General features: G+C 63.9%; 11 protein-coding genes. All 11 read left to right on the top strand.

Annotated elements, in window-relative coordinates; all coding sequences use genetic code 11:
* Positions 1–7 precede the first annotated feature (7 nt).
* The 11 genes from WDM91_10885 (at position 8) to WDM91_10835 (ending at position 13,403) form a co-directional block, all read left to right on the top strand.
* Entirely contained in the window at positions 8–202 is a 195-nt protein-coding gene (locus WDM91_10885; protein MEI9995091.1) for a hypothetical protein, read from the top strand.
* A complete protein-coding gene (locus tag WDM91_10880) occupies positions 202–501 on the top strand; it encodes a hypothetical protein (GenBank protein ID MEI9995090.1) in 300 nt (99 codons plus the stop codon). Before WDM91_10885 ends, WDM91_10880 begins: the two co-directional genes overlap by 1 nt.
* Positions 501–4,286 (top strand): phage tail length tape measure family protein, encoded by a 3,786-nt coding sequence (locus WDM91_10875; GenBank protein MEI9995089.1) that lies wholly within the window; start codon positions 501–503, stop codon positions 4,284–4,286. Before WDM91_10880 ends, WDM91_10875 begins: the two co-directional genes overlap by 1 nt.
* Positions 4,287–4,289: 3 nt before the next feature.
* A complete protein-coding gene (locus tag WDM91_10870; GenBank protein MEI9995088.1) occupies positions 4,290–4,766 on the top strand; it encodes a hypothetical protein in 477 nt (158 codons plus the stop codon).
* Entirely contained in the window at positions 4,763–5,260 is a 498-nt protein-coding gene (locus tag WDM91_10865) for a hypothetical protein (GenBank protein ID MEI9995087.1), read from the top strand. Before WDM91_10870 ends, WDM91_10865 begins: the two co-directional genes overlap by 4 nt.
* A 1-nt stretch (position 5,261) precedes the next feature.
* Positions 5,262–5,564: a hypothetical protein gene (locus WDM91_10860; GenBank protein ID MEI9995086.1), complete on the top strand. Its 303-nt coding sequence runs from the start codon at positions 5,262–5,264 to the stop codon at positions 5,562–5,564.
* Positions 5,561–8,209, top strand: a complete 2,649-nt coding sequence (locus WDM91_10855) for a host specificity factor TipJ family phage tail protein (GenBank protein ID MEI9995085.1) — start codon at positions 5,561–5,563, stop codon at positions 8,207–8,209. Before WDM91_10860 ends, WDM91_10855 begins: the two co-directional genes overlap by 4 nt.
* 11 nt (positions 8,210–8,220) lie before the next feature.
* Positions 8,221–9,339 carry a hypothetical protein gene (locus WDM91_10850; protein MEI9995084.1) on the top strand — a complete coding sequence of 373 codons (1,119 nt, stop codon included), beginning with the start codon at positions 8,221–8,223 and terminating at the stop codon, positions 9,337–9,339.
* A 63-nt stretch (positions 9,340–9,402) separates the two neighbouring features.
* On the top strand, positions 9,403–12,492 hold the full coding sequence (locus WDM91_10845) for a GDSL-type esterase/lipase family protein (GenBank protein MEI9995083.1): 3,090 nt from the start codon (positions 9,403–9,405) through the stop codon (positions 12,490–12,492).
* Positions 12,493–12,513: 21 nt separating this feature from the next.
* On the top strand, positions 12,514–13,065 hold the full coding sequence (locus tag WDM91_10840; protein ID MEI9995082.1) for a hypothetical protein: 552 nt from the start codon (positions 12,514–12,516) through the stop codon (positions 13,063–13,065).
* A gap of 89 nt (positions 13,066–13,154) precedes the next feature.
* Entirely contained in the window at positions 13,155–13,403 is a 249-nt protein-coding gene (locus WDM91_10835; GenBank protein MEI9995081.1) for a hypothetical protein, read from the top strand.
* Positions 13,404–13,496: the final 93 nt, after the last annotated feature.

Below are 13,496 nucleotides of genomic sequence, written 5' to 3'. Positions count from 1 at the left end.
CCGCAGCTTGGGCCAGTCGGGCGTCCTAGGCCGCGTCTGGTTCACGTCGATCAGCACCTACGCGCAACGGAGCGGCATCTCGGGGAGCGACTTCTGGCTCTTCGAGGTGATGCTCCGTGCGGTCGATGACGAATACCTGCTTTGGGCAGGCGAGAAGTACGAGGAAGAGTTGAAAAAGCTCAAGAACAAGGGGGGTGGCTGATGGCGGCAAATGACAATCTGCTCGACCTCGGCAACCCCCAATCGGTGGCCGCCTATATCGGCGGCCTTCGAGACTTGATCTCGGGCCTCATCATTGCGGGCCAGCGACTGGAAGCGCATGTGCGTGTCCTTGAGTCGACCATCGATCTCGCTGCCGCCGCATTGAGCGATGCGCACCGCTTGCAGGGTGACAAGAACGCTCAGGAGCGCGACGCCTTCACCAGGATCGCGCGCGACAGCGTTTCGAATCTCCTGAAGTTGCCGGTGTTCGATTGGCCCACGTCATCGGAGTATCGCTGATGGGGGTTTCCCTCGAAACAATCCGCCGGATCACGATCCAAGCCACAGAGACGGGTGTTTCCGAGACGACGGCTGGGCTGAACCAGCTGTCGGCGGCTTACGGAGGCGTGTCGAATGCCGCGGGCACGACAGCCACGGTCACCGATATCAGCTCCAAGCGCTCGCTGTCGGCCGCGGATGCTTATGCGCGGCAGTCGCTGACGGTAATCGAAGGCGCCCGCCAGCAAGACCTGTTTCAGCGCGCCATGAGGGTGACCGATGCCGCCTTCCAGCAGGGCATTATCAACGCCGACCAATATGGCATGCGTGTACAACAGCTCGCGCAGAAATACAGCAGCGGCGCGGTAGCCACAAATGCGTTCATTGCCACTCAGCTCGCGGCTGCGCGTGCCGTAATCTCGGCTAATCAGGGCACGCTCCAAGGCGTTCAGTCGGAGCAGGCGATGGAGGCCTTGCGCCAGCAAGCGCAGATTTCAACAACTGGCCTCAATCTGAGCTTGGCGCGCAGCAACGCCCTGATGCGCGACGCGGTATCGGCCGAAGCGACGCTGCGCCAGTCAAAGCAACAGCTGATCGCGCTGCAGCAGCAGTACAATGCCCAACTGGCGAGCCAGCCGGCGGCGCCGGCGCAGACGCAGTTCCAACAGAACCTGAATACGCGCCTGGGCGTGAAAGACGATTTCGACGCGGCCGGCCGGGCGCAAGACATCCAGGCCTATGGGGCCGCGCTCGACCAGCTGCAGACGAAGTTCGACCCGCTCTATGCCGCGTCGAAGCGCTACGAGCAGGAGATCGAGGCCATCGAGGCCGCTCAACGGGCAGGGGCATTCACCGCCGAAGGGTCCTATATCCGCGCCATCGAGCATGCCAACGCGAGCTATGCGGCCTCGGCGGCTCCCTTGGCGACCATGGCGGGCAAAACCAAGCTGTCCGCCAGCGAAATGACGAATTTGAGCTACCAGCTCAACGACGTCGCGTCGGGCCTCGCGATGGGCCAGTCACCGTTCATGATCCTGACGCAGCAGGGCGGCCAGTTCGTCCAGATCATGCAGCAGAGTGGGGTCGGTCCCGTCGGGATCATCAAGCAGGTCGGTGGGCTCATTGGCTCGTTCATCACGCCGGCGGTGCTGGCCGGCGGCGCCCTGCTCGGGGTCGGCGCCGCCGTGGCGTACATCGCCTATGAGGCGATCTCCAACGGCAAGGCGATGGAGTCCGCGCTCACCGGCGTTGGCCGCGGCGCCGGCGTGACGGCCAGCGGGCTCGACGCCCTTGCCGTCGCCGGCGCGCACCAGGGCAACATCGGTGTAGGTGCCGCACGCGGTTACGCCGAGGCCTATGCCTCGACCGGTCGGATCGTCGGCGGCCAAATCCAGCAGCTCACCGCGCTCACCGAGAACTATGCCGCGACGACGCGCCAGGATGCCGACGCAGCGGTGAAGGAACTGAGCACGTCGTTCTCCGATCTCTCGAAGGGCGTGGATACGCTCAACGCCAAGACTGGCTTCCTCGACGCGGCCACCCGTCAGCACATCATCGATCTGGAGGCGCAGGGCGATCACGCCGCAGCGGTGAAGGCCACCATCGACGCGCTGCAGCCGTCGCTGATCAAGTACGGCGAAAATCTCACCTGGCTCGGCCGCCGTTGGCACGACATCAAGACGTTCGGATCGGATGTTGTGGAATTTGCGACCCATGCTCCAAACACAAAAGAACAACTCGATGCAGCACAGGAACAGCTCGACGCGGTAAAAAATGCCGGCGGCATGATGTTTGTCAACGGCATGCCGCTTTACCAGGCCGGTGCGCAGGCTGAAGTCGACCGGCTGGGGAAGCAGCTTGCCATCGATACGGCCAAGGCCGGCAAGGACGGCCACGACGCCCTTCTGCGGAATCTCTCGCTCAGCGCGGATGACATCTCCAAGGCGTTGAACCCCGGAATCGATCAGATCAACAACGCCCTGAACAACCGAAATCTGCTGGTTACGGCGCAAAAGGCCGGGTGGCCGAACATGACACCCGATCAGAAGGCTAGAGGCGAACGCGGACTGGCCCAGGACCGCGGGATGATCGGCTCGCTTGCCGATCCTCACGGCGATCTCCACGTCCAGAACCAGACCTTCCTGTCAGACACGCAGCTCCGCATCAAATCGCTGCAGCTGGAGACGCAGGCGATTTATGCCAAGACGCCGGCGCAGAAGGCCGATTTGGCGATGCAGCAGTCGCTGCTCCAAACCGCGGGACAAGCAGTTGATCCCGCCGAGCGAATGACGTTGGCGCAACTCGCATCGACGAACGCCTATGCCACCGCCTCAAAGGCGATCCGCGACCAGATCGACGCCCTACACGACAATGTCACTGCATCATCGAGGTCCGCACAGGCATGGATTGGAGGCGCTGAGGGCGCGTCCTTGATGGCCAAGTCAATCGAGCAGGCGGAAAGCGCGGTCCGGCAGGGTGGTGGCCCGAGCGTGATGCAGTTCTTCACCCAGGCGGTGGCGCAGCAGGTGGATTCCGCAGCCCAGGCATACGGTGCGTTACAGCGGCAGGCGCAGGCGCAACGCGAGGCCAATTCCGCCGTGGCGGCCGGAACCATCGGTTACGGCCAAATCTCGACCTTCGTCCAGCAGCGGGTGCGTGACCTCGGCCTTGAGGCGCTGAGAGCCGAAGCCGTGACGACCGGCAATAAGGATCTGTTGAAGTCTGTCGATGCGCTCGCCGCCGGCTACAAGGGGCTCGATAAGCAAACCGAACAAGATCGCCTGAAGGCGCTCACGCGGCCCATCACTTCGCCCTACCAAGACGACTTGGACCGGCTCAACGACCTCAAGAAGGGCGGATTGTCCGGAGCGGACCTTCGCAGGGGTATGGCCGATACCGGGCTCATGCGGGATCTGGAAGCATTGCAGTCGCAGTTAGCACAGCTCAACCCATTTGGTCGGGCCGCAGGTGGTGTTTATGACGACAGCAAGGCCCAACTTCTCGACGGCAAGGATAAATATTCAAAGGCGATCGATGCGGCAAAAGACAACGGGCTGATATCGGAGCAGCGCTCTCTCGACCTGCGCGCCGGACTTGAAGATCAGTATCGCGCGAACTCGCTGGCCGCTTGGACCAAGTTCGAGGACGAAAAGCTAGCGCTCGGGCAGACCACCTTCGACAGCCTGGCGACTGGTTTAGGCGACATGTTCGGCAAGCAGAGTGCCGCCTACAAGATCGCGTTCGGCATTGAGAAGGCCTTCCAAATCGCGCGCACCGCGCTCGCGCTCGAGGTCGCCGTCGCCCAGGCGATGACGCTGCCCTGGCCGGAGAACATTCCCGCGATCGCGCAGGCCATCGCACTCGGCGGCCAAATCATGTCGGAGATCGCTTCGATCAACGGCCAAGGGTTCTTGGGCGGCGGATATACGGGCAATGGTCCAATCGACCGGGTTTCCGGCGTCGTACACGGGCAAGAGTTCGTCGCTCACGCGCAGGCGACCGCCGCCAATCGTGCAACCCTCACGGCGATGAACGCCGGCGTGTCGTTCGACAAGATGTTCGCAAGGCAGGTTGCGCCACCGGCAAATTACAATGCCGCGCCGACAGTCAAGGTCACGGTCAACGCACCGCCCGGCATGACGGTGAAGCGCCGGCAGCTCGGCGACGAGGAGATCATCGACATCATCGATGCGAAGTCGGAGGCCGCCGTCTATCAGCACGCGGGTAAAGCGCTGGAGAGCGAGCTCGCCAGCCGGAACAGCCGCGGCGCCGGCGCGGTCCGTCGCCTCGTGAACCCCAAGAGCTGATCCGTGCCGCTCGACAAGCTCCTGCTCAGGCCCCAATCGTCGGGCTATGCCGTGACGCCGCCTTCGGGCGCAATCATCCGGAGCGCGCTGCCCGGCGGCGCCGGGGAGTATTCCGCGGACGTTGAAGGCGGCACGTCCTTGGTCGACGTGAACTGGCTCGTTGACGCCGCGCGGTGGCAATACCTGAACGCGTTCTTCCGCAATCGCACGGGCGGCGGCGCTGAACCATTTCTGACCGACCTGTTGCTGGATGGCGCGCCGCTGCAGGAATACACGGCGTACTTCATTCCGGAATCGCTCAAGCTAACCGGGACCAGCGGCACCGCGCGTATGGCGTCTGCGCAGTTCGAAGTCCTGCCGGCCGAGGTGGACGACGACGCCGATTCCTCCATCGTCGACATCTTCGAGGCCAGCGGGGGCGACATGGCCGGATATCTGCAGGCGTTTGCCGACATCATCGCCAGATGGCCCCGTGCATGAGCGACCTTTCGCAATTCGTGCTCAACCGGCGCGGCCGGGTGCGGCCTTATGAATGCGTGATGCTGGCGCACCCGAATTTCACCCAAACCTACTACATCGTTCGCAACAAAGTCGGCGGCGTGACGATTACGATCGACGGCATACCGCGTGTCTTCCAGTTCTACCCATTGCGGCTGACCGAGCAGGATGATCGCGCCAACCTCGACTACGGTATGCAGGTCGATCTCGGCGACGTCGGAAAGATCGTTCCGGGCGAGATTGCCGCCATCGAAGCCGCCGATGGCTGGGACATCTGTCCGACGGTAACCTATTGGCTGTTTCGGGCCGACGATCTCTCCGCGCCCATTATCGGGCCGCTCAATCTCGAAGTGACGTCTTTTCCCATGACCCGGACGGGGACGTCATTCGTCGCCCAGGCTCCGTCCATGAACGTCAACCGCACCGGTGAGCTGTACCTGCCGTCTCGCTTCCCGATGCTGCGCGGGATTCGCTGACGTGCTCGACAGCATCGACGCCTATCTCGTCCGTCGCAGGCGCAAGAATTACGACTGCCGCGATCTCTCGGCGGAAGTCTGGCGCGCGCTCACCGGTGAGGAATTACTGGATCGCGACATCAAGACCATGCAGCGCCTCGATGCTCCGGTCGATCCCTGCATCGTGCTCTTCCGACGCCGCGGCGAGAACCACATGGGTGTCTTTGTGAGGGGAAAGGTCTTGCACCTGGCGGAGATGTCCGCGCGGTTCGAGCGCCTCGACATCGCAGGTCTTGGCTTTGTGGAAGCGAGATTCTACCGGTGACCGTCGTCAAGATCGTTCGGGACGAATACGCGCCGGAATCGGAATGGGAGGTCTTCGAGACAGAGAGGCCGTTGGAAGCGATCCTGGACCGTCTTGGCGGCTGGCCGGACTACGCGCGCCTCTACCATGGACGCTTCTGCAAGTCCTGTGACGTCACGCCGGACGACCTTGCCGACGTCGAAGCGCTGAGCAGACTGTCCGGACCATTCATTGCTGTGCTGCACGCCGGCGAACCAATAACGACCACAACATTGATCATCGCGGTGGCGATCGGTGTCGCCGGCGCGATCGCGGGCGTGCTCCTCCGGCCGAAAATTCCGTCGCCTAACGATCAGGCGCCGAGCAGCAACAATGCATTGGGCGATCGGACCAACCAGGCGCGTTCGGGTGGTCGCATTCCCGACATCTTCGGGGGCATCGAGGCGGTGCCCGATCTGCTTGGAGTCCCGCTGCGCCTGTTCACCGACAATCTCGAATACGAACTGGTCCCGCTTTGCATCGGCCGCGGCGCTTACGCAATCGACCCAGCTGATATCTTGGACGGCGGCACGCCGGTTTCGCAGATCAGCGGCGCGAGCGTCGAAATCTACAGCCCCAACACCTCACCGAACTCCGGCGACAGCCCGCAGCTCGCTATCGGTGACACAATCGGAACCGAAATCCAGACGGTCTACAAGATCAATGGCGTCAACGGCCAGACCCTCCTGCCACCGAACTACAAGACCTATACCAGCGGCTCGCGCGCCGTTCTCCGTTTCCGGTATGTCAGCGCGGGGGACGGCAGCCATGTCGTGAGCACCGACGACGACGAGCTCAACTTCACGAAGTTCTTTGAAGTCGGCGATTCGCTTGTGATCGCCAATTCGACGTGCACCGATAGCGGGCACACCGCAAACCTCGATAACGACCTCGGGCATCCCTATACGCTGCTCGCGGTCGGCCCGACGTCGATGCAGATCGACAATCCCGCAACAGTCAATTCGGACTGGAATATCGTCAACCTGATGGCGAGCCATCAGACGCCGGTGTTCGGCGGTATCGTGATCAACGGATCGGGGCTGGCGACCAAGGACGTCGGGCCGTTCTTTGTCGACGTCGCGGACGGAACGGGCGCCGTGCTCAATTTCGTCGCGCTGGGCGGGCTGTTCAAGACCACGGGCAAGACCAACGCCCCCGTCGACATCGACATCGAGATCGGCGTCACGCCGGCCGATGCGTCCGGCACGGCAACGGGCGCGGAAGTGGTGACGACCGTTACCATGCCGGGATCGGGTGTGGACAGGTCCCAAAGAGGCTACAGCGCAGCTGTGAGCCTTCCGGGCCGTTGCCTCATTCGCGCAACGCGGCTGACAAACACGGATTATGCCTATCAGGGCACCGTCAGCGACGAGGTCAAATGGCGGGATCTCTTCGTCACCGCGCCGATCGGCGTCGACCATTTCGGCAACGTGACGACGATCTGGGCCAAGCAATCCGTTACCCAGGCGGCCATCGGCATCAAAGAGCGCAAGCTGACCATTCGGAATTGCCGGCGCAAATTGCCCGCCCGGGACGGTGACGGCTTTGATGACGGCACGCTGGTTGCCAGCGGCGACGCCGCCGACATCATCTGTGCCATCGCGCGAGATCCGTATATCGGCCGCCGGAGCGACTTCGAACTGAATGTGCCGCAGATCCGCGACACCATCGCCGCGGTAAAGGCATATTTCGGAACCGACGCGGCCGGGAGTTTCGGTTACAGCTTCGACGACGATCAGACGTCCGCCGAGGACATGATTCAGGCGGTCGCGGAGGCGTGCTTCTGTGAGGCGGTGCGCCGTGGCTCAAAGCTGGAGCTGGTATTCGAGAAGGCCACCGACGACTCGACGCTCCTGTTGAACCACCGCAACATCATGCCCGGCACCCAGAAGAGGACCCCGATGTTCGGGCGGCTCAACCGGTATGACGGCGTCGAGCTCAACTATGTGATCACCACGAGCGGCGATGCACCCGCGACGGTCCGGCTCCCCGCCGACGGCTCGGCCACCAATCCACAAAAGGTCGACATGCACGGCGTCCGTGATTTCAACGTCGCTTGGTGGCTTGCCAGCCGCTATTACAACAAGGCCCGGTATCAGCGGCTAACCAGCGAGTTCACCGCCACGCAAGACGCGCTCATGCTGACCCGGCTGGAGCGGGTCATGATTGCGGATACGACGGCAAAATTCGATGGCATGAGCGGCGAGGTCGTTGCCCAGGACGGTCTCAACCTGACCCTCAGCCAGCGGACCCGTTTCGCTGACGGCACCGACTATGTGATGATGATCCAGTATCCGGACGGCACGGTTGGTGTCATCGACGTAACGCCCGGCCCCTCAGTAAAGCAGGTCGTATTGGCGGAGCCGCCCGCTGTCGACCTCTCGGTCGATCCGCGTAATGTCAGCCGCGCCAAATATTGGATACTCCCAGACGACAGCCAGGACTTCGGGCGGGCCTTTCTCATCACGGAAAAGTCCCGAGCCGACCAGAACACGTACGACATCACTGCGATCAACTACGACGCGCGCTATTACCAGGCGGACCACATCGATCCGCCGGCAATCGTCGACGTGACCGGCGGCATTATCCACGACACCGGCGGCGCAGAAATCCACGCAACCCGTTGAGGTATCCGACCATGCGTAAAGTGCTATTGGCGCTTCTGCTTTTGTTCGTGCCGGGCGAAGCCGCGCGCGCAACCTACACCATCAATCACGGCCTGTGTGTCAACGCGACCGTGAGCAGCGGCGTGGTCGCGAAGGACTGTGGTGGTATCCCACTGGTATCGGCCAACAACCTCTCCGATATCCTCAGCGCGTCTACGGCCCGCGCAAATCTTGGTCTCATCATCGGGACCAATGTGCAGGCCTGGGACGCTGACCTGGATGCATTTTCCGGCCTCACGAGCGCGGGCGACAGGCTGCCCTACTTCACCAGCTCGCACGCGATGGCGCTGGCAACGTTCACGTCGTTCGGCCGATCGCTGGTCGACGATGCGGACGCGGCGACGGCCCGTACGACGCTGGGCCTGGCGGTCGGCACCAATGTCGAGGCGTGGGATGCCGATCTCGATGCGCTCGCGGCGCTCTCGAGCTCGGCCGGTATCGTGAAGCGGACCGGCGCCGGCACTTTTGGGCTCGCCGCGGCCGGCGCCGACTTTGCGCCGGCGACCAGCGGCACAGCGGCGCTGCTTGGCAACGGCAGCGGCGGCTTTTCCAACTATGCCGGCGGCACTTGTATCAACCGGTTCATCCGATCTCTGTCGGCCGCTGTCGCGCCGACCTGCGCGAGCGTCGCGAACGCGGATATGACCAATTCCGCGGTCACGCTTAACGGCCATTCCCTTTCGCTCGGCGCCGGCCTGACGCTCGCTTTTAGCGATTTCTCGTCTGACTACGCGGAAGGCACGTGGACCCCGACCGACGCGAGCGGCGCGAGCCTGTCGCTCACCTCGGTCGATGCCGCCTATACGAAAGTCGGCCGCATGGTCTTTGCCTATTTCACCTTGACCTATCCGTCGACGGCCAGCGGCTCGACGGCGGTCATCGGCGGGCTTCCGCTCACCGTCGCGAACCGCGATGCGGCGCAGGGCGGGGGCTCACTATCGTTCCGCTCCGCGGCAGGCCCCAATACGGTGCGGCCCATCAAGAACACGACCACGTTCGCCTTCTACAGCAACGCCGGCGTCGCGCAGACAAATACCAATATGACCACCGTGACCGTGTCGGGGATGCTCGTCTATCCGACCACGCCTTAAAGGCGCCGCGGCACGTCTTCGAAGACACGACAATTGATCCAATCCCTCCGGGAGCGCTTCCGCATGACTGATGTGATCGATCGGACCGATCAAGAAAATGCAAAGCTCGACGTCGCCACGCTCTTCGCTGTCGTGACCAGTGCGCCGGACGCGACAATCGTCGATCGGTTCGGCAATCATCTCCGCCCGCTCTCGTCGCTCGGGACCGCCGATGGTGCCGTCCCCATCGCGGGCGCCGTGACGAAGTCCGGCGTGATGATCTTCGACGACGCGCCGATCATTCCCGACCCGTCGAATTCCAACGAGGCCGCGAGCAAGGGTTATGCGGACCAGGTGGCGGCGGCAGGGCGTGTTCCACCCTTGGGGGCGGTGCTCGCCGCGGCCACCGGCAACGTCAATCTCGCCACGCCGGGAAGCACCTTTGACGGTGTGACGCTCGCCAACAGCGGCGTGGATCGGTTTCTCGCGCTGAACCAGACGATACCTGCCGAAGGTGGCATTTATATCTGGAACGGCGCATCAAGCGCGGCGACGCGCGCAGGGGACGCAGATACGGCAGGAAAGATCGGGCTCGCGAGCGTCTATGTAAGCCCTGGCGGATCGACCAATGGCGGCCTGACATACCAGTGCCAGCAAAAAGCGGCCGATATCACGCTCGGCACGACCGCGCTGTCCTTCGCAAAGGTTAATGGCAATCCTTCGGAGACAAATTCGCGGATCGCCGGAGACGCGGCGATTGTGCAATCCGCCATGTACGCCGGCGCCGGTCTGTCGACGTCGACCTATTTCTACACCGGTACGAATTCAACCGGCGTTGCGATCCCGTTCGAATGTGGGACCGACATCGCGGCCGGTGCTTCGCTGTCGAACTTCTCGTTCCCGATGGCGCTGGACGCCACCGCGACCCACATGGTGTTTTCGCTCTACTCGCGGCTCACCGCGAGCGGCACGATCGACGGCCTGCCGCTCTTGGGCACCGACGTCCTGGTCTGCCCTGCCGTGACGCTTACGGTCGCTGCGCTTGGAATCACGCCCGGCGCCGGCGGCCGCACCTGCCAGGTGCAGTTCCCGCTCGCGCCCTTGGCCGATGCGACTCACACCTATTATGTCGTCGCCCAGGCCTTCGACGTCTCGAATGCCGTCGTCGAGATGGGGTTCGGAACGGCAACCCCTGGATCGGGCACCGGCCTTGGCGCGCACCGCCGCGGCTGGCTCCGGAATGACGCCGGCACCTGGGTCGCGATCAACACGACGGACCGCTGGGCCTGGACGCTGGGCCCCGGTGCGCAGCAGCTGGCGAACAACGCCGCCACCACCGCTGCCGCGGCCTTGCCGCAGAGCGCCAGCACCTTCGCCGGTGCGAGCCTGCCGGTCGCGTCCTACTATTTCCCGGGGATCGGCGTGTACGGCGCGGTGCCGACAGTCGAATGCGGCAGCGGCAAGGATATTCCGGCCGGCGTCTCTCTCGCGGCCTGGCAATGCCCGATTGCGGTGGCTATCGGCACCGACCACGTGACCTTCGCGCTATACTCGCGGATCACGACCGACAGCACGATCGACAGCCTGCCGATCCAGAAGGCCGACGCGAAGCTGGACACGGTCACCGTATCGGTTACGGATCTGGGATTGGTCCCGGGGGCGGCTGGGCAGATATGCCCGGTCATGTTCCCCAAAGCCGGCCTGTCGCAGGCGGGCACGACCTATTACATCATCGCTCTGTCCTACGACGCATCCAACACGCCCACGCAGATGGGATGGGGCTCGGCTGCGGCCGGCGCAGGAACCGGCCTGCCGGTCCATCGCCGTGGCTGGATCAGCTCGAGCCCGGGCACCTTCGTCGCGATCCTGTCGACGGATCGCTGGGCCTGGACGCTGCAGGGCGGCGCGCACTATCTCGCCCAGAAGAATGTCGCAAAGCCAACTGCGCCGCCGGCTGGGGCGAACATCGGCACCCGGATCCTGGGTGTCTTCGGCGCGTCCTTCGCGAATGGGACGCCGAAGACGTTCCAAAACGTCATGGAAACCGTCGCGCCTTTCACCGCGGTCCGGTTGATCATCGGATGTCCGGGCAGTCAGGCCTTCACGATCTCGAAGGCGGCCATCAGCACGCGCGCGGATACCAATCCGACGGACAACAACAATTCCGCGACCTGGACGGCCGTGACCTTCGGCGGCAATGCCACACTTGCCGTTCCGGCGGCCTTCGGGACATTTCGGACGAGCTGGCAGTTCTCAGATTGGATCAGCCTTGCCTCGGCCGTGCGCACCGATGGACACCCCGGCGGCGTCGCGATCGCGCGGGCCTATGTCAGCACGGCCGCGAACATCAGCATCCTGGCGCTGCCGGCCGGCTATGCCGACCCACTCGCGAACCGCACCGACAACCACGCCTTTGGGATGCGGTTCAATAATGGCGATTGCGTCACGACGATCGGCAATTTCACCAGCACGACCAACCAGCTCAACTCACCGATCCTGGGCCTGCAATACGTCGCGGCCACGGGCGCCGTCGTGAACGTGCTCATCAACGGCGACAGCATCACCGAAGGCGTCCATGACACCGTCGTCGGCGACGCCTACGGCATGCCCATCGTCGACGGCCTGAATGCCGTGATGCACGGCGCCGTGGCAGAGCTCTCCAATATCGGGTGGAGCGGCAGTCCTTCGGCTTCGTTCCTCGCGAGGATCCAGGATTTCATCGCGGCCGGCCTTCCCGCCGACTATTGCGTCTATTGCAGCGGCACCGGCAACGACACCGGCACCGGCACGGTCACTCTGACGGACGCGCATATCACCGCGTTCCGCACGAATCGGCTGGCCGCCGTGGCCGCGATGCGTGCGGCGGGGATCGTGCCCATCCTTTCGACATGGGGACCGTACGGCGCCCTCACGACACCAGGCACCATCTGGTACGACTACCAGCAGTCCGATTATCGCCGGGTCGCCGACAACCTCGCGATCATGCGCGGCGCCAAGGGCGGCGGATATCACGCTGTCGACTTCGCCGGCGTGCTCTACGGCTCGATCAACGGCAACGGACAGGTCCAGCCCTCGCTCTCGCTGATGTTCGACCAGCCGCATCCGAACCACACCGGCTATGCCGCGATGGCGGCCCCGCTGCTCGCGCTGATCAAGGCCGACCTCGGGCTGTAGCCCCGCCTCTGGAGATCGCCGATGACCGAACCCAGCGGCGCGCAATGGTGCGCGCGCTTTCCGACCAGCACGTCTCTCGATGACCTGGTCGAGCCGTTCCGGGACCGGGCGAAGGCGTTTATCGCGGCGCTCAAGGCGGCTGGCGCCTTCGTTACTGTCAGCGCGACCTACCGCCCGGCCGAGCGCGCTTACCTCATGCACTACGCCTGCCTGGTCGCAGGCTACCGGGACACGGATGGCATCCATCGGCAGATCGCACCGGCCGTGGCGCCGGCGATGGCCGGGGTGCCGATCGACTGGACTTGCGGAGGTCAGGATGCGCTCGCGTTCCAGAGGGCGCGCGAGATGGTCGCCGGCTATGGAATCGCCTATCCGGCCGCGCTCGTCAGCCGGCACACGCAAAGGCGTGCCGTCGATATGACGATCCACTGGCCCGAAACGCTGCTCGTCCAGGACGGAAACGGCGTGCCGCGGCGCGCGGCGACGCAGCAGGATCTGTGGCCGATCGGCGCGAGTTTCGGCGTCCATAAGCTGCCCAGTGACCCGCCGCATTGGTCCGACGACGGGCACTGAATCAACCACTGAATTCAATCCGCTCGCCTGGCCGGCGTCGTGCAGCTGGCCTGGGTTCCAACCAATGCACGCTTCACGAGGAGTATGACATGCATGACGCCAAGTCCCGCCCGCTGAGCAAGGGCGACGTCGTTCTGATTCCGGTGATCATCACCGATCTGTCCTCGGCCGAGGATTACTGCAACGTATCGGTGCAGAGCATCTTCGGCCGCCGTCCCGACGGCTCGAAGGAAAATATCAGCGCCATCAACACCGGCGTGCTTCTCCGCGCCAATGACGGCGACACCAACGACTGGCCCGAGATCCGCGATGCCGTCGCGGCGCGCGCGACCGGTTAGCCAACACACCGACAGAAAGCCGATCGCGCGGCCGGTCAAAGCCGCGCACCCTTCGCCACATCGGTGAGCCTGTCCCGTCCGCTGCCCCTCCGG

The sequence above is a fragment of the Rhizomicrobium sp. genome, assembly GCA_037200385.1.
Classification (GTDB): domain Bacteria; phylum Pseudomonadota; class Alphaproteobacteria; order Micropepsales; family Micropepsaceae; genus Rhizomicrobium.
The sequence above is the reverse complement of the archived record's forward strand: the minus strand, read 5'-3'. Positions and strand labels throughout refer to the sequence as shown.

Excerpts from the sequence above, each read along its gene's own strand:
- WDM91_10850 (MEI9995084.1), top strand. The coding sequence starts at position 8,221 with ATGCGTAAAGTGCTATTGGCGCTTCTGCTTTTGTTCGTGCCGGGCGAA.
- WDM91_10875 (MEI9995089.1), top strand. The coding sequence starts at position 501 with ATGGGGGTTTCCCTCGAAACAATCCGCCGGATCACGATCCAAGCCACA.
- WDM91_10845 (MEI9995083.1), top strand. The coding sequence starts at position 9,403 with ATGACTGATGTGATCGATCGGACCGATCAAGAAAATGCAAAGCTCGAC.
- WDM91_10835 (MEI9995081.1), top strand. The coding sequence starts at position 13,155 with ATGCATGACGCCAAGTCCCGCCCGCTGAGCAAGGGCGACGTCGTTCTG.
- WDM91_10840 (MEI9995082.1), top strand. The coding sequence starts at position 12,514 with ATGACCGAACCCAGCGGCGCGCAATGGTGCGCGCGCTTTCCGACCAGC.
- WDM91_10880 (MEI9995090.1), top strand. The coding sequence starts at position 202 with ATGGCGGCAAATGACAATCTGCTCGACCTCGGCAACCCCCAATCGGTG.
- WDM91_10865 (MEI9995087.1), top strand. The coding sequence starts at position 4,763 with ATGAGCGACCTTTCGCAATTCGTGCTCAACCGGCGCGGCCGGGTGCGG.